Origin of the sequence: Enterobacter sp. LM3, assembly GCF_046622475.1 — a bacterium.
Classification (GTDB): domain Bacteria; phylum Pseudomonadota; class Gammaproteobacteria; order Enterobacterales; family Enterobacteriaceae; genus Enterobacter; species Enterobacter cloacae_P.
In genome coordinates this window covers 67,919-89,467 of the sequence record NZ_JBJURN010000010.1, presented here as the reverse complement: position 1 = coordinate 89,467, position 21,549 = coordinate 67,919, and the positions used below count along the sequence as shown (strand labels likewise).

Genomic DNA, 21,549 nt, shown 5'->3' with positions numbered 1-21,549 from the left:
GAGGCCCCACCGTGAGTTTATTCGACAAAAAGCATCTTGTTTCTCAGGCCGATGCATTACCGGGACGGAATACCCCAATGCCTGTGGCGACCTTGCATGCTGTAAACGGTCATTCCATGACAAATGTCCCGGAAGGAATGGAAATCGCCCTGTTTGCGATGGGCTGCTTCTGGGGCGTCGAACGTCTCTACTGGCAGCTACCCGGCGTTTACAGCACCGCTGCGGGCTACACCGGAGGCTACACGCCAAACCCAACCTACCGTGAAGTGTGCTCCGGCGAAACCGGTCATGCCGAAGCGGTGCGCGTGGTGTATGACCCAGCCGTGACAGGCTACGAGCAACTGCTGCAGGTCTTCTGGGAAAATCACGACCCGGCGCAGGGTATGCGTCAGGGTAATGATCACGGCACCCAGTATCGCTCTGCGATTTACCCGCTCACGCCAGAGCAGGAAACGGCGGCGCGCGCCAGCCTGGAGCGCTTCCAGAGCGCAATGCACACCGCCGGTGACGATCGTCAGGTCACGACGGAAATTACCGCTGCGAAACCGTTCTACTATGCCGAAGACGACCACCAGCAGTACCTGCATAAAAACCCGTATGGCTACTGTGGCATTGGTGGTATCGGCGTGTGCCTGCCACCACAACTTGCATAAGGATCGCTCAGACCGGGCAGCGACGGAGGTTACCTGGTCTGAAAATCACCATTTTTTAGCCAAAAACGTGACCTCTGGCGGGTTTACATACCTTTACGCTATACTACCCGCTGAAATAATCAGCTCAACGCTACGAGCTGGTGTTCAATAGTGTTTTCACACAAACGTGACTAACTTCCCTTCCGAGGATCTGGCGAGAAGCCGGATAAACTATGTTAAACAGCCATTTTGAATCCACTTTACTGGGGTAGTATGTCAGTGTTGGTGCGGGTTTGATGGTGGTTAATGAAGCTTGGACCTTAGAAGAAAGTACAGAAGAGATCAAGTTTATGTATATGATAATGATTTTCCATTAAACACTTATAACAGGCTCAATCTGCGAAATTTTAAATTCTCTTAAGCAATCTCACATAGTTTAAGCTGAAAATAATGATTCATTTCAACAAGTTAATTGTTTGGATGGATATTTTTGATAATTTTAATCCAGGGTGCTAATTTTATTTCCCTCTTAATTGTTCAGATTTCTAATCGAACATCCCTTTAACAAAACAAATGAATAGAATAAACTATATAACGCCACTATAACTGCTGCCATAAGTACTTTTATAAAGAGGATATATGAGTCTTATAGATCTTAGTCTCTCTGGATTATCTAAACCTGGAGCAAAGTTAATTGAAAAAATCAGTGATGCAATTGGTGTGTTGTACGAACCAACAAAAATAAGAAAGCTTGCTAAGGCTGAGGCCGATGCTAATCGCACACAACTCATTTCTAAATTGGAGCTTGAGGGTATCGAAAAAAGAGCTGTTGAGAGGTTTTTAAAAAAAGAGTCGAAACGTCAAGAAAATATTGAAAGCATATCAATCCAAGCTGCCATGAATCTCAATGAAAATGATAACATTAGCGATATTAATGAAGACTGGATTAATGCATTTTTTAAAGAATGTGAAGATATTAATGATAAAGAAATGCAAACACTTTGGGCGAGGATACTTTCTGAAGAAGCTAAATCAGAAGGCTCTTTTAGTAAAAGAACGATAAAGTTATTGTCTACATTAAATAAAGACGAAGCAAATTTAATAACTTACTTTGGTAGATTTGTTTGGCAAGCAAGTATCTTAACACCAATCCTTTTATTGGATGATAACGGTGATACGGATGAGATATCCTTCATACAATTATCGACCTTAGATTCTTTAGGTGTAATTCAACAAGGCCTTGGATACAATCTCACCTTTAATGGAAAGAAAGGTAGAATATCCTATTATGGAATTCCTGTTAGCGTTGAGTTTAATAATGAGAGTAAAAATGAATGGACAATGAACACAGGAACAGCCTTACTGACACCGATTGGCTCTGAATTAATGAAAATATGCGGTTCAACTCCAGACATGGAATATTTTAACAAGGTGTTTAACCATTTTAATAAAAAAGGTAGCCAACTAAACTTAACAATACTATAAAATAATCAAGAAATATTTTCTCATCTTGAATAAAACACTTTACTTTATGTTTTCACAACTAAAAACAGAAGATAAAAATAGGCCAGCGAAATTTCGCTGGCCTATTTTATTAATTAAAGAACCCTTGAAACTGTTAAACAGCCATTTTGAATCCACTTTACTGGGTCAGAATGTCAGTGTTGGTGCGGGTTTGATGGTGGTTATTGAAGCTTAAACCTTAGAAGAAAGTAAAGAAGAGATCAAGTTTATGTATATGATAATGGAGATTTGCATTTAGGCACTAAATTAAATAATCTCAATTTGTAGCTATTATTGCTTGTCTCTTGTCTTATTTAAAACAAACCACAATTAATTTCAAAACAATTACCCATCATAAAAATAATAAACTTTCATTTACAGGGATAATGCTATTCTCTACACAAGAGAATAGCATCAATAATTTCAATACATGTCAAAATTTAACCGCATAATGCACGCAACAGGTATGCCTACCATTAATTTCAAAATGCTGAGTTAATTTTTTCAAAGAAGAATACAATGTTGCCTCCTCTACAGTATCAGTCAAAGATATATCACCTGACAGTTCAAAAACATCCGTACTTATGTCACGAATGAAGTTAAAATATCTTCGCCACCATTCTTCAAATCGAGAGCCTGTGTAGTAAGTTATCAAAAAGTTCTTATCAACCCCTAAAGGATTATAATTATTCAACAATTTCTTATAGTGCGTTCTTATATACGAAGAGTCGACACTCTCTAAAATCATAGCCTCAATGATAGTAAACAGAAAACCCTTTTCTTCTATTACTAAATCTAATTCTCCAGCACTATTTCCAGCAGATGATACTCCCTCTCTTGTTTGATCTTTAACTTCGTAATGCTTGAATAATAACAAATTACGTAGATGATCATTAAAGTCATCTTCAGTTGTACCTTTACTTTTTGTTCTTGCTAATCTGTGAAGTATCCATCCAATATCATGAGAAAGTTCTTCAAATGATATTTTTTTACTCAAAGCTTTATGTATGTTTGAAGGAGTCAAGTTTTGCAAGTTATAAAGAGAAATTCTTTGTCGGGTGAGTTCAGATATGAATGGACGATAGCGTTCATTATTAGAGGTTATGATATGTTTATCAAACGTTGTCGCTGCTTTTTGCACAACATCGAATATTATTTCCTCGAAGGAAGAAGTCACTTCAGTTTCAGTTTTTAACAACTTCCCATCGGTACGTGCATCTAATTGGCTTTGCCAAACTTTATATAAAGAGAAGGCATTAGAATCATTTTCAACAGCTTTACTATATTCATAAGACAAAATTCCTTTAGAATCAGTTATGATTTGATCATCTGATTGTAACAAAACACCAAGAAACACATTATTAAAAACCAAAGGATCAGAAATATGATTAGCAATAAATTCAGGGCAAACACAATGGGCACTTGGCATATTATTTAGACCCTTTATCGTTCAACATTCTCTCTAATTTCTTTTGCTGAATAAGAAGGGTATCGCTAATCTCAACATCCATGAATTCAGAAGGCCATGTAATATCTCCATCTGGAGAAACAGGAATTCTTCTTATATTTGTTTTGTTCCCTAATTTATCACGCTCCAAATAATACATCGCTAAATCTTGTTCAGTTAAAGGATTATCTTCGTCGACTATTCGCAAACGTAATCTTCGAACCAATGCATCACTATGTGTTTCAATGACAAATTTCTTAAATGAAGTTAGTGCTATTTTAATTAATGCATCAGTCAACCATGCTTGCATTTTTGGGTGCAAGTGGATTTCAGGCTGTTCAATTATGGTTATTGAATAAGCTGGAGATAAATATGCCTGAACCAAAATAGGTAAAACTTGAGAAATACCGAAGCCTACATCAGTCAACTCCAGGTTAACAGCATCTTGGTTTACTGTTATTTTATGAATAATATCGTTTACTTTCTCAACTTCGACAGCAATATTAAACTCAGAGAGAAGTTCATTTATTGAATCTTTAATATGCTCATTATTTTTTAAAACCTCAGCCAACTCTGTGCCATCGAGAGCATTTAGCTGGTTGTGGTAAATCGCTTTATCTAACAAATAATATCGCTGAGGTAAGGCCCTTAAAGGACTTACATGGTTTATATTCACACCATGAAAAGATTTTTTTAATTCTTTGAACGATGCCGCAAGAACTTTTGAAAAATAAACAGCAACCGGATTAATTGATTCAGAGAAATAAGAACCCGGTGAGGAACGAACACCAGAGTCGTTATTGAACACAATCAAAGAATTAAAATCAATGAAATTTTTGATGTCGTTTTTTGAGCGTCTAAGAATATCATTATTAATGATATCAGAAGAAAGTTCAATTTCATTTTGACGTTCGATTTTTACACACAATATAACTTCATCAATTTTGTTTGTAAGTTTTGCTTCGACAATATGAAGGTAATCCTTTCTCTTATTATATAAGAATTTAAAGGAAATTTTCTGTGCAGCTAATTTAGACAATGGTACAGTCAAAACGCCATTAAGACAATCATTAATCCGCTGATAAGATACATTATCCAAAAAATCACTCAACACTTTGGAGTGAATTAACTTTGTTCTTACAGTTATATCATCTTTGTTTGCACGATATATTCTAATAATTGAACATATTTTTGAAGATATCTTCTTTAGTTGTCGGTTATTAAAACTATCATGTGAGTAATAGGACTCCTCCAATTCATTTAATAATGGAAAAACTTTATCGTATAAAAATTTGTTTCGCCGTAATGATTGAAATATATATCTCGAAAAAGCAAAATGTGTCTCTACACATTCTCTTTTAGCAGCATCTATTTGAGACTTAATCGAGGTCTGATCATCAAATTCAAATGCAAACGATAAAATATTTTCAGAATCTTTGTCTTTAATTATATTTAATGACTCCCCCATTCCAACTCTATTCCCATTTAAACGGAATGGTGTTTCAGTACGAGAGGATGTTTCAATCGATTGTGCTAACATTAAGAAGGAGTTTAATATTGCACTTTTACCGCAACTATTAGCCCCCAAAAGTATTGTTAATGGTTTTAGGTCAAGTTGAAAAGACTCAAACGCTTTATAATTTCCACCAGAAAATCTTAGCAGCATATAATCTCCATTTATAACTATCTCAAATTCGTCATGAAAATCATTTTCAAATTTCAACATATGAAATGATATACTTGATGCTATTTTTTTTCCATCATTCTTATTCAGTTCCACAGATAAAAAATAATCTGATCCTTATCAATACAATTAATTAGCACGCTAATCCATAGAGTGATGGAAACTCAAAGTTATTAGTAGGCCGCTATGTTTTATGTAGCGATTTAGCATCCTTAATCGCTACACATCAAATTTCCCTTTAAACCTGATTAGACGTAGCGATCTGCCTTGATTTTTCATCGCTACACCTTATAATAAATCGCAACATACAAATCGAAACATCAAGAGACTTTGACATGGCACACGTCGCTTATATTCGCGTATCCAGCTTGCAACAAAACAGCGATCGACAATTAGCAGATACTGGGATCACCTTTGACAAAACATTCACTGAGAAAGTAAGTGCGAAAGATACCAATCGTGAAGCATTCTTAGCGATGATGGAGTACTTACGCGAGGGGGATACTTTACATGTGCATGACATCAGCCGCCTTGCCCGTAATACAGCAGACCTTCTATCAACCGTAGATGCATTGACTAAACGAGGTGTCGCGATCCAGTTTTATAAAGAAGGAATTAAAACAGGGGACAACTCCCCAACAGGTAATCTTGTTTTAACGTTACTTGGGGGAATCGCTCAAATGGAACGTGAGCAAATGCTACTTCGTCAGCGTGAAGGGTATGAAGCGGCTAAAGCTGCTGGGCGTATTTCCGGGCGGGGAAATGGCAGAAGCATCCCGCGTACTGAAATCGTCGCGGCATTGACATCTGGCGGAAGTGTTCGCTCTGTAGCTGCTGAATTCGGTGTAAGTACCAATACCATCAGCCGCATAAAGAAAGAAATGAACAGTGTAGCGGCTTGAATGAGAAATGAAAAAACGAATGCCTTCACAGAAACAGAATGTACTTTGCATGACTTAATGCACAATTATTTTAACCCTGGAACAGAAGATTACCTTATGTTCGGCGTTTTGCTGTGTGAATGGTGTGATGAAAGTACTTTAAGAATCATTAATAGCGGCTTCCCACCAGCCCTAACATATCGATGGCAATAAAAAAGGTAGCCTAAGCTACCTTGAAAGGTTTTAAAAAAACTTAAAACTCACATCATTTACAAGCATAAAGAGTTAATTGAAATTTTGTGTGCTTAAATGCTGTATTCGCCCACGTAGTGACTACATAATTAGAGCTATCTTTAGAAAAAGTTGAAACAGTACCATCCTTTTGTTGACTTCCTGTGCCGAACATTTTATTTTTTACTGAAGTTAAATGATCGGGGCTAATTAATTTATCTGGTATATTAAAATAATCGCCAGTAAGTACTGTGAATTGTGTCCCTTTATCTAATACAGTCATTTTATTCTCTGCGAAGAACCCAGGCATTTCCTTAATAGTTTTATCAGCTTGTATTACAAATTTACACACCCGTACCTTTGAATCGGAGGCATCATTATTTGATACGGTTGAAACAACTTTTTCATTTACCTTTTCTTCACCAACGCTATTATTAACTTCAATGCTTTCTATTTTATTATTGTCTACCGTTGCTGGCGATGATAAATCACTACTATTTCTTAATCGATAAAGATCAATTGCTTTATCACGAGTAATGTTGAGTTTAGATTCAGCAACATTTAATGATGAAATAGTACCACCTTGTTGTTTGTAGAATACATCCATGGCAGAAGCATACTGATCTCTATATTTAATCCATTGTCTTTGTGAGTCTCTGAGAGCAATACGCACGTTATCAGATTGACCATTCATTAGTAATTTGTACTGGTTCCCCAGTTCTAAATCCCATTCAGTTGTAGCTTTGATATAGCAATTCTGTAAGTCAATAGTACTAACAGCATCCATTTTGCATTTTTTTAATTTACTATCAATATCTTGCTTCAGTTCTTCAGCAGAGGCTGATAAACACAATAGTAAGCTTGAACTTATAATTACCGCTTTAAAATACATAATACTAAGCCTATTTTAATTATCAATTTGTACTGTAACACGGTGTTCTATCTCATTAAGATGAGCTACACCACATTTATCTAATTGGGAACGAGCAAAATCGATGTCATTCCTGGTTCTTTGAATTTCGGGATCTGTAGTAGGGTTTCTCCCCCCTGCAAATGGCGAAACGCCCGACCGGGTCAAAGAATCAGAGGTTTGATTCCAGTACTCAATGGCTTGCTCAGATGCTGCATTAGCAGCTAAAAGTCGATTGAATTCACGTGAGCATGATTTCTTTTGAATAGCAATATAATCATCAACCCAAACGCCATGTTGCTTGTAGATATTTTCAGCTACTAAGTACTTACCACTACTCCTATTGAGGCTGTTAATTTTACTCTCGATATACCTTTTTGCCTTCTGTTCTCGCTCAGATGGCATGGATTCTGTAACGGTACTCACAGCCCCTGATTTTGCCGGAATGAAACTGATGACGCCAATGACGAAGGTAACTGTAAGTACCACGAAACTTAGTAATAGAGAGGTAATTACAGTGCTGGTTCTTCCTTTCCCTCTACTGATACAGCGTTTTGACCATGTTTTGTATGTAACGGCGGTAAGGACTAAACAGATGATTACAACAATTAAAAAAGCCATAAATCCCCTTAAAAAACAGTTAGTAACACTAACAATCATAACATACCTCACGAAATTGATCGATTTAATCGATCGATATTTTATAATCGATCGTTTTTATCTATTGACATCTATTAATCATATGTTTTTCAATAGGTAGAATCGATCACATGCTTTAACTCTTTCTGTCTTAGAACCCACAACATCCACTTCCTGTGTACTATTTCTATTACTACTTAACCAATTGATGAATTTATCGGGTACATGCCGAATATTCATAACGGATAATCTTTTCTCATTCATACATGACTAAAATATATAAATCACTTAGTACAAGGGGTATATTTGATAAAGATTAAAAAAGAATCCTTTCGATATCACATTCATTGAACTCATTGTTATAGATTAGATAATGTGACTGCCCTACGGGCAAGTCAGAATTTTCATTCGTGACCAACGAACTACGTTCGCTTGCCTCTCATTCAATTCATTTATTTTGATGCTTAGCTTTAACAGCGTTACCCCTTGACGGGATTTCTTGGATACATTTCGATCCCCCCACTAAGGGGGAAGAAATTCAAGATATACAATTAGTTTGTATTTCTTGACGCTGATACTCATCAACATTTCATACAGCGAATTTTGAATACAACTATATTGTACTCAAGCGGAAGCGGGTTGCCCTGTTTCTTCCTATCGCCATTCTCTGCAACGGTCGTAGCTCATCACTACTCTTCTTATAAAAGCTGTATGAATAACTCCTATAAGCGTCTAAGTACTTCTCAAATTCTGGACGGATCTATATTGTATAAATTCGCCACAGAATCTATTAGAAGTAATAGACTCCCTTATACCATTTGGTAAGGATTGGCCTTATATGTCTATCAAGGGAATCTACGGGGTATTATCCGATTCCTTTATAGTGCCACATTGCCGTGACTCCTGCGTTTTCGTCTTTTTTGTCTGGAATTTACGCTCGGGAAATTTGCACGGGTTTCATTTGCACTGCGTTCTGTTGAACAACTCATCTGCCATCTACTTGTCGATAGGGTCAGGTTTTAATTTATTATACCAAGGATAATGACGCTCTTATCATTACCCCACGACTAACGGGTACACCAACAGGATTTTTAACTATACATATAGTATAGGACATAATTTAAATTCATTTCATTTTTTTTCATTCTCTCCCTATAAATATCTACCGATATTTATAGGGAATGGAATATGCATTTTTTAGTACATTTATATTTAATAGCTTGTATTACTAAGTATTGCTAAGTAACCCGCCTTTAGATTATGAAATAATAACAACGCACCTGTTTCTATCGCACAACAAAAAAACTAAGGAATCGGTTACTCATTGAAAATATTTTGAAAATTTCAGCATTATAACCAAAGGATAAAAATAAAAAGTGACAAAAATATTCAGCACATATAAAAACACATAAAATAAAAATGAATGTGGATTATTTTTTAGCGTTGCTTACTTTTGTTTTTATTAACAATCTCTTATTACTGTCTTTAGAAAACACCCTTTCCTCTTCCCTTATAATACATTCATACTCTTCCTCTAATAACTTATAATAAGATATTGTCTTATCATAATAATGTTCTTTCATTCTCATAATTTAAACCTCACATTATTTTTATAAATTCATTATTCCTTTTAGTATAGGATATAAAGGGAAAGAATTTCACAAATGATTCAAAGTAATGTACTTCACGATAACACATCCATGTGCTTGCTTTTAATTCAGATACGATCAATCACTTGTTTCATTTGCAGAAGTGGTTGTTTACTCCTGTATGTTCTATCCGTCATTGTTCGATGAGCATGTCCAAGTATCGAGAATCTTATATGGTCTGGTACTTCTTGAAGATCTCTCAATCGGTCTGACAAACCATATCTATAGTCATGTGCTGTATGTTTCATACCTGCTTTTTTGAAAGCCTTGCTTACGGCATTACTTGCAGATGAATTATTAACCCAATGATATATTGGTTTCTCTTCCCATATACCAGCCTTTAGAAGACTATCACTTAAAGGTATATCGCGAATTGACTCGTTATTCTTAACGGTTTTAGTACCAGCATCATTAATGCTGATACATTTGATGAGTATTCCTTGGTCTTCTTTCTCAATATAATCATTTGAAGAGATTTGGATCGCCTCACCAATACGTACTCCTGTGTAAAAAAGTAGGTTTAGTAACCACCATAAAGATCTGGTATTGCCAACATGCTCAGAAGAAATTATTTTTTGATGCTCCCTTAATGAAACACCCGTTTTAATACTCACATTTTCAACATTCTTATAGTTCATCCCCAAAAAAGGATTCTTCACGATGTAATCACGTTGCTTCATAGCGAAATTGAACATCGCAGAAACCTTAATAATGGCATCTTGTCTGGATCGAGGTGACTTACCCGACTTATCAAGAAACTTTTTATAAGTACTCACCGTCTTTTTCGTAACTGAAGCTACTGGGATATCCCCACACCATTCCAGGAAACCATTCACCGTTCTCTCATTAAGCACTTTGGTACTCTTCGCCCAATCAGAACTCATCTCCTCAAGCCACTCATTAAGTACTGATGACAATAGAGGGGAAATGCTCTTTTCTTGTATTACTGGATGCGGCGATACATGACATACAGAGACGGCGGATAAAAATTCATCCTCTATTTGCTTATCTCTGGCCTTTAGAAGCGTTTCACGAATCAATAGTGGATTTGTATTTCCCATTAGCTGAGAGAGCCTTATAAAGGCTTCAGTGAGCTTTACGGCACGATACTGAGCCACATTTCTGTCCTGAGTGCGTAGGCTAACTCGAAGAAGTTTCCCAGCTAATCGACGCTGCCACATAAAAGAGCATTCAGAGGAAGCTGTCCTGTCTAAAAAACGTACATTTTGCTGTATAAAGATTGGATAAAGATCTGGTAAAGATTGCATGAAAACCCTCTTTAAATGAGAATGGTTCCCATCAATTCCCAAGCACAACACTTCTCGGTACTTAAGCGTAAAACGTGACCTCTGGCGGGTTTACACTCCTTTACGCTATACTACCCGCTGAAATAATCGGCTCAACGCTACGAGCTGGTGTTCAATAGTGTTTTCACACAAACGTGACTAACTTCCCTTCCGAGGATCTGGCGAGAAGCCGGATAAACTATGTTAAACAGTATTTTAGTAATACTTTGTCTTATTGCCGTCAGTGCATTTTTCTCGATATCGGAGATCTCGCTGGCCGCCTCCCGTAAAATCAAACTAAAACTGCTTGCCGATGAAGGCAACATCAATGCCTCACGCATTCTGAAAATGCAGGAGAACCCGGGTACGTTCTTTACCGTGGTGCAAATTGGCCTGAACGCTGTCGCCATTCTGGGTGGTATCGTGGGTGACGCTGCGTTTTCCCCGGCCTTCCATAGCCTCTTTATTCAGTACATGTCCGCAGAACTTGCAGAACAACTCAGCTTTATTCTCTCCTTCTCGCTGGTGACAGGTATGTTCATTCTGATCGCCGACCTGACTCCGAAACGCATCGGTATGATTGCGCCAGAAGCTGTGGCTTTGCGTATCATCAACCCGATGCGCTTCTGTCTGTTCGTGTTCCGCCCGCTGGTGTGGTTCTTCAACGGCCTGGCCAACATGATTTTCCGCATCTTTAAGCTGCCAATGGTGCGTAAAGATGACATCACTTCCGACGACATTTATGCCGTGGTGGAAGCCGGGGCGCTGGCTGGCGTACTGCGTAAACAAGAGCATGAGCTGATCGAGAACGTGTTCGAACTGGAATCCCGCACCGTGCCGTCCTCCATGACTGGCCGTGAAAGCGTGATTTGGTTCGATCTGCATGAAGACGAACAGAGCCTGAAGAACAAAGTGGCGGAACATCCGCATTCTAAGTTCCTGGTATGTAACGAAGATATTGACCACATCATCGGTTATGTCGATTCCAAAGATCTGCTGAACCGCGTACTGGCGAACCAGAGCCTGGCGCTCAACAGCGGCGTACAGATCCGCAACACCCTGATTGTGCCAGATACTCTGACGCTCTCTGAAGCGCTGGAAAGTTTCAAAACCGCCGGTGAAGACTTCGCGGTTATCATGAACGAATACGCACTGGTGGTGGGTATCATCACCCTGAACGACGTCATGACCACGCTGATGGGCGACCTGGTCGGCCAGGGTATGGAAGAGCAGATTGTTCAGCGTGACGAAAACTCGTGGCTGATTGATGGCGGTACGCCGATTGATGACGTCATGCGCGTACTGGACATCGACGAATTCCCACAGTCCGGCAACTACGAGACGATCGGTGGTTTTATGATGTTTATGCTGCGTAAAATCCCGAAACGTACCGACTCGGTGAAGTTCTCCGGCTACAAGTTTGAAGTGGTGGATATTGATAACTACCGCATCGACCAGCTGCTGGTGACGCGTATTGATAATAAACCGACCGTGCTGGTACCGAAGCTGTCAGAAGCGGAAGAGAAGGTGTCGGCGTAACGCCCTGCATACCCCTCATACATCAACGGCTCCCATCGGGAGCCGTTTTTTTAAACAACTGCATAGCACGCTGGTTAAGCCATCTCAGTTTGCAGACGCATAACCTGACGGTTGACTTCGGACATCACAGACAAGTGCTGTTTGTCCTTCACTCTTGGGATAAGGATCTTGCCCTTATCGAACTCAAAAGCGCCAACATCCTTGATATACAACCGTCCACGGAACAGGATCTTCACGTACTTCGCCACCTGAAGCGGGTTGTAGCGTTGGAAAATTTTCATTCTTGTATCTCCTGCGAATCATACGCTCTTGCGGTGCCACAATCGGCCCGACTGTCCTGAGCGCAAATTTTAGTGCCCATTGACTATAGATCAGAAAACTATTGATACCCAGTATGCATAAGTTTATTTACCGTTTTATTACAATTATTCAGAACAATCTTTGCAAACCGTGAGCGGACGCAGTATAAGCCGTCGTTTTTTCATGGATATGTGCGTTGACCCGCAAACTGGCATTGGGATTGCGGGAAAACCACATTGATCGCACTTATGATTAAAAGCGTAAGACCAAGTGGTCGGATCACCTGCAAACAATAAGGAAACACCATGACCCTACGTAATATCCTGGCAGCAGCATGCCTGCTCCTGCCCCTGTGGGCTTGCGCACACAACTTTGAAAACGGACAACGTGTGCCGCCGGTCGGGATTGCTGACCGGGGAGAACTGATTCTCGACAATGATAAGTTTAGCTACAAACCCTGGAATAGCGCGCAGCTCGCGGGCAAAGTGAGAGTTGTACAACATATTGCCGGACGTACATCAGCAAAAGAGAAAAACGCGAATCTGGTGGAAGCAATCAAGGCCGCAAAATTCCCCCATGACCGTTACCAGACCACCACCATTGTTAACACCGACGATGCCATTCCCGGCTCCGGGATGTTTGTTCGCTCAAGCCTGGAGAGCAATAAACAGCTCTATCCGTGGTCACAGTTTATCGTCGACAGTAACGGCATAGCGCGCAAAGCCTGGCAGCTGGAAGAAGAGAGTTCGGCAATTATCGTGCTGGATAAAGAGGGCCGCGTGCAGTGGGCTAAAGACGGGGCATTGACCCAGGAAGAAGTGCAGCAGGTGATTGCACTGCTGCACAAACTGCTGGCTCAGTAGATAGAAACACGGAAGCCGGGGTTCAGGAATGATTCGCGCGGGGTGTAGTCCAGCGGCTTACCCTGCCAGTCATGAACATGCGCACCGGCAGCCACTGCAACCGCATGGCCTGCCGCTGTATCCCAGACATTCGTAGGCCCAAAGCGTGGGTAAAGCTGCGCATGACCTTCCGCCACCAGGCAGAATTTCAGTGATGAGCCAATCGAGGTAGTCTGGTGTTCACCCAGCTGCTGCAGGTATTCCTGCAGTTCGCTGTCGCTGTGCGAACGGCTGATGACCACCAGCGGTGGACGCGCATCGCGCACCCGAATTTGCTTACGCACGCCGCACTCTTCCTTCCAGGCCTTACCTTCCGCCGCGCTGTACATGACTTTCATCACCGGTGCGTATACCACACCGAGTACCGCTTTCCCCTTTTCAATCAGGGCGATATTCACGGTGAACTCACCGTTGCGCTTGATGAACTCTTTGGTGCCATCCAGCGGGTCTACCAGCCAGTAACGCTGCCAGTGCTGGCGTTCATCCCAGCCCTGCGGTGCCTCTTCTGACAAAACGGGGATTTCTGGCGTCAGGGCCTGCAACCCTTTGAGGATCACACCATGCGCCGCGATATCCGCCGCCGTAACCGGGGAGTCGTCCGCTTTGCTGACAACATCCATTGGTTTTGCACCATCATACACTTGCATGATGGCATCACCCGCATCCCGTGCGAGCTGACAAATCTTATCTAACATTCTCCACCTCTTCGTTAACGCAGTGGGCATAACTTATTGTTTTAGTTATATCGTAATGTGAACAATTCCGCTATCTGTGAAGCAATTCCGGTTTAAACGCACTTTTTTCTGGCAGGATTCACAATTCTGTAAGCAACAAAATATACATACATATTCTTTTGTGGCTTGGATCGAAAAAAGGACTCCTCTGATGATTAAGTTTAGCGCAACGCTCCTGGCGACGCTGATTGCGGCAAGCGTTCAGGCGGCGACGGTAGATCTCCGTATTCTGGAAACCACCGACCTGCACAGCAACATGATGGACTTCGATTACTACAAAGATACCTCGACCGAAAAATTCGGACTGGTACGCACGGCAAGTTTGATCAACGCCGCACGAGGTGAAGTAAAAAACAGTGTCCTGGTCGACAACGGAGATTTAATTCAGGGTAGTCCGCTTGGCGACTATATGGCAGCGAAGGGGCTGAAAAAAGGCGAGATCCATCCGGTGTATAAGGCAATGAACACTCTGGATTATACCGTCGGCAACCTGGGTAACCACGAGTTTAACTACGGACTGAAATACCTTCATGATGCGCTGGCCGGCGCTAAATTCCCCTACGTTAACGCCAATATCATCGATGTTAAGACCCAGAAGCCGTTATTTACCCCTTACCTGATTAAAGAAACTGCCGTCGTCGATAAAGAAGGTAAAAAGCAGACGCTGAAAATCGGCTATATCGGTTTTGTACCGCCACAGATCATGACGTGGGATAAAGCCAACCTCAACGGCAAAGTGACCGTCAACGACATCACCGAAACAGCGCGTAAATACGTGCCGGAGATGCGCAAGAAAGGGGCGGATCTGGTGGTGGTGGTCGCTCACTCCGGGCTTTCCGCCGATCCTTATCAGGCGATGGCTGAAAACTCGGTTTACTACCTGAGCGAAGTCCCGGGCATCGACGCAATTCTGTTTGGCCACGCTCATGCGGTCTTCCCGGGTAAAGATTTTGCCAGCATCAAAGGTGCAGACATCAAAAAAGGGACATTGAATGGCGTACCGTCCGTGATGCCTGGTATGTGGGGTGACCACCTCGGCGTGGTGGATCTGGTGCTGAATAACGACGGTGGCAGCTGGAAAGTCACACAATCCACAGCCGAAGCGCGCCCAATTTATGATGCCGCGGCCAAAAAATCACTGGCTGGCGAAGACAAAAAGCTGGTCGACGTGCTGAAGCATGACCATGACGCGACGCGAGAATTCGTCAGCAAGCCGATCGGTAAATCTGCCGACAACATGTACAGCTACCTGGCGCTGGTACAGGATGACCCGACCGTTCAGGTGGTCAACATGGCGCAAAAAGCCTATGCCGAACACTTTGTGCAGGGCGATCCGGATCTGGCAAAACTGCCGGTACTGTCAGCCGCTGCGCCATTCAAAGTAGGCGGGCGTAAGAATGACCCGGCAAGCTATGTTGAAGTCGAAAAAGGCCAGTTGACCTTCCGTAACGCCGCCGACCTCTATCTCTACCCGAACACCCTGGTGGTGGTTAAAGCCACAGGGAAAGAAGTAAAAGAGTGGCTGGAGTGCTCTGCCGGGCAGTTTAATCAGATCGATCCCAACAGCAGCAAACCGCAGTCGTTGATTAACTGGGATGGGTTCCGCACCTACAATTTCGACGTCATCGACGGGGTGAATTATCAGATTGATGTCACTCAGCCCGCGAAGTATGACGGCGAATGTCAGGCCATTAATCCGCAGGCGGAACGCATCAAAAACCTGACCTTTAATGGCAAGGCCATTGACCCGAATGCCACCTTCCTGGTGGTGACCAATAACTACCGCGCCTACGGTGGGAAGTTTGCCGGTACGGGTGATAGCCACATCGCGTTTGCATCACCGGACGAGAACCGCTCGGTGCTGTCAGCATGGATCAGTGCAGAGTCGAAAAAGGCAGGTGAAATTCACCCGGCCGTCGATAACAACTGGCGACTGGCTCCGATCCACAGCAATACGCAGCTGGATATTCGTTTTGAAACCTCACCATCCGATAAAGCAGCCGCATTTATTAAGGATAAAGCCCAGTATCCGATGAGCAAGGTCGCGACCGATGATATCGGGTTTGCGGTTTATCAGGTGGATTTGAGCAAGTAAAAAGCCAAACGGCAATGCCACGTCTGTTCCCTCTCCCTGTGGGAGAGGGCCAGAGTGCGGGAATCAGGCCGCTCGATCGTCGCGGTTCGCCAACACCTGAGGCGTATTCACCTCGATCCAGTCCGCCAGTGCGGCCACTTTCTCGCTCACCTCTGCCCCTAACGGCGTCAGACTATACTCTACGTGCGGCGGTACGACCGGGTACGAAACGCGATCAACAAACCCGTCCTGCTCCAGCGCCTGAAGCGACTGAGCCAACATCTTTTCGCTCACGCCCCCCATCTTGCGGCGCAGGTCACTGAAGCGATGCGTTCCCTGACGTAATGCCACCAGAATCAGCACGCCCCAGCGACTGGTGACATGCTTGAGCACGTCCCGGGAAGGACACTGCTCGGCAAACAGATTTCCGTCGCGCATTTGTTCGCTGAGTGTCGGGATCGTCATTTTCATACTTACCTTTTTGTACGTACTTACTAAAAGTTAGTTAAGGTGATAGTGTGCCACAACACCAGACAAACACGAAGGAGATTCATCATGATCGCGATTACCGGCGCTACCGGCCAGCTTGGCCATCTCGTTATCGAACAACTGCTGAAAACCGTTCCGGCAAACCAGATTGTAGCCATTGTGCGTAATCCGGCGAAAGCCCAGGCATTAAGCCAGCAGGGTATTGTCGTCCGCCAGGCCGATTACACTGACGAAGCGGCTTTCACCACCGCACTGAACGGCGTGGATAAACTGCTGCTGATCTCATCCAGCGAAGTGGGCCAGCGCGCCACACAGCACCAGAATGTGATTAACGCCGCCAGGGCGGCTGGGGTGAAGTTCATCGCCTACACCAGCCTGCTGCATGCGGATAAATCCCCACTGGGGCTGCACGTTGAGCACGTCGCCACCGAAAAAGCGCTGGCGAAATCAGGTATCCCTTATGCCCTGCTGCGCAACGGCTGGTATACCGAAAACTATCTGGCGAGTGCGCCGCCTGCGCTGGAACACGGCGTATTTATCGGTGCCGCTGGTGAAGGCAAAATCGCCTCCGCTACCCGTGCAGATTATGCGGCAGCCGCAGCGAAAGTCATTGCTGAAGAGGGTCACGCGGGCAAAGTTTACGAACTGGCAGGCGACAATGCGTGGACGCTGAGCGAGCTGGCGGCTGAGCTGAGCAAACAGAGCGGGAAACAGGTGGCTTATCAGAATCTGAGCGAAGCGGATTTTGCCGCCGCGCTGAAGAGCGTTGGTTTGCCCGCCGGGCTGGCGGATATGCTGGCGGATTCCGACACGGGGGCGTCGAAAGGTGGTTTGTTTGACGACAGCCATACGCTCAGCAAACTGATCGGCCGTCCAACGACATCACTGAGCGAGAGCGTCAGCGCTATCCTGTAATTGTTACAAACTGGTTATTTTTTGTGGCATCCCCTCGGGTCATCTCTGATAATGAAGCGATGACCCACGAGGAGACTCACCGTGCAAGGCGTACCGGAACAGTTCATTGATGAGAGAGACAGCGCGCGCTTTCGCCACCTGGCGCAATTGCCGGGCCTCGAACTCTATCACGCGCATATCTCAGACTACGCCTTTGAGCCCCACACCCACGAAGCCTTCGGGATCGGCACGATTGAAACCGGTGCCGAGCGCTTTCGCTATCGCGGTACGCAACACCTCGCCTCTGAAAAATCCGTTGTCACCATGAACCCGGACGAGATCCACACGGGGGAATCTGCCACCGAAGGTGGCTGGCGCTACCGGATGGTCTACATCGAACCCGATTTGCTGGAAGAGGTGACCGGCCTTCGCCAGTGGTGGTTTAGCGATGTTACGCGTTACGATCCGCAACGTTCAGTCCAGATTGGCCAGCTGATTTATGGCCTGTGGCATACGGACGACCCGCTGGCGCAAAAAGGGTTATTGCTGGATCTCATTGAGACCTTCCAGCCGCTGGCCCGCCACGCACCGGTGATACAGGAAGGCGCACACCGGTTCGCACGTGTGCGCGAATATCTGCATGACAACTATATGCATTCGCTGACCCTGGACGAGCTGGCGAATGTGGTGTCACTCAGCCCGTACCATTTTCAGCGCCAGTTCAAAGCCCACTTCCATGTTACGCCGCATCAAATGCTGATGGCGATCCGCCTGTGGCGCGCCAAAGCGTTCCTGACGCACGGTATGCCCGCCGCTGAAGTGGCCGCCGCCACCGGATTGACCGATCAGTCGCATTTGACCCGCGCCTTTACCCGCCGTTACGGCATCACCCCTGTGCGTTACCAGAAACAGGTGACCACGCGCTAATGCGCAACCTCATACAATACGGGCGCATGTTCCCCTTCTACACTGAGTGCAAAGTGAATCAATGTGGGTGGAAAAATGGTTAGCGGCGTGTTGTATGCCCTGCTTGCAGGTCTGATGTGGGGGTTAATTTTTGTCGGCCCTCTGATAGTACCAGAGTACCCGGCGGTACTGCAGTCGATGGGACGTTACCTGGCACTGGGGCTGATTGCACTGCCCTTAGCGTGGCTGGGGCGTGCGCGGCTGCGACAGCTCAGCCGCCAGGACTGGTTCGCTGCACTGGCGCTGACCATGATGGGTAACCTCATCTATTACTTCTGTCTGGCGAGTGCCATTCAGCGTACAGGGGCACCGGTTTCTACCATGATTATCGGTACATTACCGGTGGTGATCCCCGTGTTTGCGAACCTGCTCTATAGCCACCGCGATGGCAAACTGGCGTGGTCAAAAATGGTGCCAGCACTGGCATGCATCGCCGTGGGACTGGCGTGTGTGAATATTGCCGAACTGCGCCACGGGCAGACGGATTTCAACCTCTGGCGCTACGGGTCTGGCATCATGCTGGCGTGTGTTTCCGTGGTGTGCTGGGCGTGGTATGCCCTGCGCAACGCTCGCTGGCTGCGGGAAAACCCGGATAAACATCCAATGATGTGGGCGACGGCACAGGCACTGGTCACGCTGCCGGTGTCACTGGTGGGATATGTGGGGGCGTGCATCTGGTTAGGTCAGCAGCAACCAGAATTTACCCTGCCCTTCGGGCCTCGACCGTGGATATTCATCGGCTTAATGGTTGCCATCGCCGTGCTGTGTTCCTGGGTGGGCGCGCTGTGCTGGAATATCGCCAGCCAGAAGCTGCCGACGGTGATCTTAGGGCCGCTGATTGTCTTCGAAACCCTGGCCGGATTACTTTATACCTTCCTGATGCGCCAGAGTGTACCGCCACTCCTCACGGCCTGCGGGATCTTGTTGCTTGTGGCCGGGGTAGTGATTGCGGTGAGAGCGAAGCCGGAAAAACCGAGGGTTGTTCCGGCCTCTGAGGTGTGAGTATTGCCCGGTGGCGGTTACGCCTTACCGGGCAAAGCGTTAGAACGTTTCCCAGTTTGCTTCTGAAGCGGTGACAGCAGGTTGTGCTTTTGGCACATATGTTTTCACCGGAGCCGCTTTTGCTGCCTGGTTGCGGGTAATCTTAAACACCGCCACCGCTTCGTTCAGGCGCGCAGCCTGATCTTCCAGCGCCGCCGCCGCCGCGGCAGATTCTTCCACCAGCGAGGCGTTTTGCTGGGTCACGCGATCCATCTCCGCCACAGCCTGGCCGACCTGATCAATACCGCGACTCTGCTCGTCAGAGGCGGAGGCGATTTCACCCATGATGTCAGTAACACGCGTGACCGCATTGACGATTTCCTCCATCGTCGCCCCGGCTTCATTCACCAGTTGAGAGCCCGCATTCACGCGCTCGCCGGAATCATCGATCAGCGCTTTGATCTCTTTCGCCGCCTGGGCGCTGCGCTGGGCCAGAGTACGAACTTCCCCCGCCACCACCGCAAAGCCGCGACCCTGTTCGCCTGCACGTGCAGCTTCAACCGCCGCGTTCAGCGCCAGGATGTTGGTCTGGAAGGCAATACCGTCGATCACGTTAGTAATTTGGGCAATTTTGCTGGAACTGGTAGCGATTTCATCCATCGTGCGCACCACGCCTTCCACCACATGACCGCCCTTCTTCGCTGTTGAAGAGGCATCCAGCGCAAGGCGGGAGGCCTGACGCGCATTATCGGCGTTTTGCTTCACGGTCGCCGTTAACTGTTCCATGCTGGCGGCGGTTTCTTCCAGAGAGGCTGCCTGCTGTTCAGTACGGGACGACAAATCGTTACTGCCCGCAGAAATTTCCCCCGCACCGGTATAAATGGTATCCGCACCCTCACGCACCACGCCAACCGTGTTCGACAGCGCTTTTTGCATCTCCTGGACGTTATGTGCCAGCAGCGCCATCTCGTTTTTACCACTGGCGTCGATCGGCTGAGTCAGATCACCCGACGCAATGGCACGAATATGGCTGATGACATCCTGCAGCGGCAGCAGCAGAACGCGGCGCATCGCAATCCAGCTGAAAATAATGACGACAATCACCAGAAGCATAACCGCAGAGAGGATCCACAGAATACGCGTGTAGTTGCTCTCATTATCCTGAAGCCCTTTGTCCGTCAGTACAACCTGCGCTTCACGCTATTCACGGTACACGCTCTGCATTGCGTTCTGCTTCTGCTCCGCATTCTGTTTGAACATACCCTCCAGATCGCCCTGTGCCAGTAAAGCGTTCATTTGCGTAAGCGTTGCGGAATAAATGCGGTACTGCTCTTCCAGGCGATTCGTCAGGTTGTCGTCCAGACCCGGGGTATTAGGCAATGCATAGTATTTGTCGTAGTGATTCTGTGCATCTGCCAGCAGCTTTTTTGCGGTAGTCACCAGCTCATTCAGCTGCCCGCCGTTAATCTGGGATGCCATGCTGCTTTGCAGGCGCAGCATGCCGCGGTTCAGGGTGACGCGAGCCTGGTTCAGGCTGATCCATGCATCGGTAAACTCCGCCACGTTTTTGCCCGAAAGCTGCGAGACGGCGAAGTTGTCTTTGTCGTTATTCAGCGCATTAATAAAAATGCCAGCAGAGATCAATTGCATGATGCCAAGCACAAGCAGCACCGAAACCAGAAGAGTAATCACTTTTATACGTTTAAACATGCGTAGCCTTTTATATGCGGGATATTGTCTGACGTGTATCTATCGGCAGGTGCGGCGGGTTGTTTACTGCTTATCCACCTTTAAAAACTTTCGAAAGA

The 21,549-nt window shown here is 45.1% G+C and carries 17 protein-coding genes and 1 pseudogene; 9 read left to right on the top strand and 9 right to left on the bottom strand.

Translation table 11 applies throughout. The features are described from left to right. Positions 1–11: 11 nt before the first annotated feature. Both msrA and ACJ9N4_RS12860 read left to right on the top strand, forming a co-directional pair. Entirely contained in the window at positions 12–653 is a 642-nt protein-coding gene (gene msrA, locus ACJ9N4_RS12865) for a peptide-methionine (S)-S-oxide reductase MsrA (RefSeq protein ID WP_182273521.1), read from the top strand. Between the two features lie 618 nt (positions 654–1,271). After that, entirely contained in the window at positions 1,272–2,117 is an 846-nt protein-coding gene (locus ACJ9N4_RS12860) for a DUF2806 domain-containing protein (protein WP_411500533.1), read from the top strand. A gap of 451 nt (positions 2,118–2,568) precedes the next feature. On the opposite strand, the gene ACJ9N4_RS12855 is transcribed toward ACJ9N4_RS12860, so the two are convergent. Both ACJ9N4_RS12855 and ACJ9N4_RS12850 read right to left on the bottom strand, forming a co-directional pair. Continuing rightward, positions 2,569–3,564, bottom strand: a complete 996-nt coding sequence (locus tag ACJ9N4_RS12855) for a hypothetical protein (protein ID WP_305181170.1) — start codon at positions 3,562–3,564, stop codon at positions 2,569–2,571. Between the two features lies 1 nt (position 3,565). Then, entirely contained in the window at positions 3,566–5,362 is a 1,797-nt protein-coding gene (locus ACJ9N4_RS12850) for an AAA family ATPase (RefSeq protein WP_411500532.1), read from the bottom strand. Between the two features lie 239 nt (positions 5,363–5,601). Here ACJ9N4_RS12850 and ACJ9N4_RS12845 point away from each other — a divergent pair, with 239 nt between their 5' ends. After that, positions 5,602–6,168, top strand: a complete 567-nt coding sequence (locus ACJ9N4_RS12845) for a recombinase family protein (protein WP_154126981.1) — start codon at positions 5,602–5,604, stop codon at positions 6,166–6,168. Positions 6,169–6,412: 244 nt separating this feature from the next. On the opposite strand, the gene ACJ9N4_RS12840 is transcribed toward ACJ9N4_RS12845, so the two are convergent. From ACJ9N4_RS12840 to ACJ9N4_RS12830, 3 genes are all read right to left on the bottom strand, one after another. After that, positions 6,413–7,270, bottom strand: coding sequence for a lysozyme inhibitor LprI family protein (locus ACJ9N4_RS12840; protein ID WP_411500531.1), 858 nt, complete (start codon positions 7,268–7,270; stop codon positions 6,413–6,415). A gap of 15 nt (positions 7,271–7,285) precedes the next feature. Then, a complete protein-coding gene (locus tag ACJ9N4_RS12835; RefSeq protein ID WP_411500530.1) occupies positions 7,286–7,909 on the bottom strand; it encodes a hypothetical protein in 624 nt (207 codons plus the stop codon). Positions 7,910–9,644: 1,735 nt separating this feature from the next. Next, entirely contained in the window at positions 9,645–10,844 is a 1,200-nt protein-coding gene (locus ACJ9N4_RS12830) for a tyrosine-type recombinase/integrase (RefSeq protein WP_411500529.1), read from the bottom strand. A 219-nt stretch (positions 10,845–11,063) separates the two neighbouring features. On the opposite strand from ACJ9N4_RS12830, the gene ACJ9N4_RS12825 reads away from it, so the two are divergent. Next, entirely contained in the window at positions 11,064–12,401 is a 1,338-nt protein-coding gene (locus tag ACJ9N4_RS12825) for a hemolysin family protein (protein WP_182273520.1), read from the top strand. A 74-nt stretch (positions 12,402–12,475) separates the two neighbouring features. Here the strand turns inward: ACJ9N4_RS12825 and ACJ9N4_RS12820 are convergent, their stop codons facing one another. After that, complete coding sequence (locus tag ACJ9N4_RS12820) at positions 12,476–12,682, bottom strand: DUF1107 domain-containing protein (protein ID WP_182273519.1); 207 nt, start codon at positions 12,680–12,682, stop codon at positions 12,476–12,478. Between the two features lie 324 nt (positions 12,683–13,006). Here ACJ9N4_RS12820 and ACJ9N4_RS12815 point away from each other — a divergent pair, with 324 nt between their 5' ends. Then, positions 13,007–13,564 carry a YtfJ family protein gene (locus ACJ9N4_RS12815; RefSeq protein ID WP_182273518.1) on the top strand — a complete coding sequence of 186 codons (558 nt, stop codon included), beginning with the start codon at positions 13,007–13,009 and terminating at the stop codon, positions 13,562–13,564. Here the strand turns inward: ACJ9N4_RS12815 and cysQ are convergent. Then, positions 13,558–14,298 (bottom strand): 3'(2'),5'-bisphosphate nucleotidase CysQ, encoded by a 741-nt coding sequence (gene cysQ / locus ACJ9N4_RS12810; protein ID WP_182273517.1) that lies wholly within the window; start codon positions 14,296–14,298, stop codon positions 13,558–13,560. The two genes, ACJ9N4_RS12815 and cysQ, sit on opposite strands and share 7 nt — an antisense overlap. 190 nt (positions 14,299–14,488) lie before the next feature. On the opposite strand from cysQ, the gene ACJ9N4_RS12805 reads away from it, so the two are divergent. Then, positions 14,489–16,432: a bifunctional 2',3'-cyclic-nucleotide 2'-phosphodiesterase/3'-nucleotidase gene (locus ACJ9N4_RS12805; protein WP_411500528.1), complete on the top strand. Its 1,944-nt coding sequence runs from the start codon at positions 14,489–14,491 to the stop codon at positions 16,430–16,432. Positions 16,433–16,495: 63 nt separating this feature from the next. Here the strand turns inward: ACJ9N4_RS12805 and ACJ9N4_RS12800 are convergent, their stop codons facing one another. Continuing rightward, positions 16,496–16,882: a winged helix-turn-helix transcriptional regulator gene (locus ACJ9N4_RS12800; RefSeq protein ID WP_182273515.1), complete on the bottom strand. Its 387-nt coding sequence runs from the start codon at positions 16,880–16,882 to the stop codon at positions 16,496–16,498. Between the two features lie 84 nt (positions 16,883–16,966). Between ACJ9N4_RS12800 and ACJ9N4_RS12795 the strand changes: the two genes are divergently transcribed. From ACJ9N4_RS12795 to ACJ9N4_RS12785, 3 genes are all read left to right on the top strand, one after another. Continuing rightward, positions 16,967–17,815: an SDR family oxidoreductase gene (locus ACJ9N4_RS12795; protein ID WP_182919298.1), complete on the top strand. Its 849-nt coding sequence runs from the start codon at positions 16,967–16,969 to the stop codon at positions 17,813–17,815. A gap of 81 nt (positions 17,816–17,896) precedes the next feature. Then, entirely contained in the window at positions 17,897–18,721 is an 825-nt protein-coding gene (locus ACJ9N4_RS12790) for an AraC family transcriptional regulator (protein ID WP_182273513.1), read from the top strand. A 75-nt stretch (positions 18,722–18,796) separates the two neighbouring features. Then, positions 18,797–19,762, top strand: coding sequence for a DMT family transporter (locus ACJ9N4_RS12785; RefSeq protein WP_182273512.1), 966 nt, complete (start codon positions 18,797–18,799; stop codon positions 19,760–19,762). 39 nt (positions 19,763–19,801) lie between these two features. Here ACJ9N4_RS12785 and ACJ9N4_RS12780 read toward each other — a convergent pair. Next, a pseudogene (locus ACJ9N4_RS12780) lies at positions 19,802–21,451 on the bottom strand (methyl-accepting chemotaxis protein). Positions 21,452–21,549: the final 98 nt, after the last annotated feature.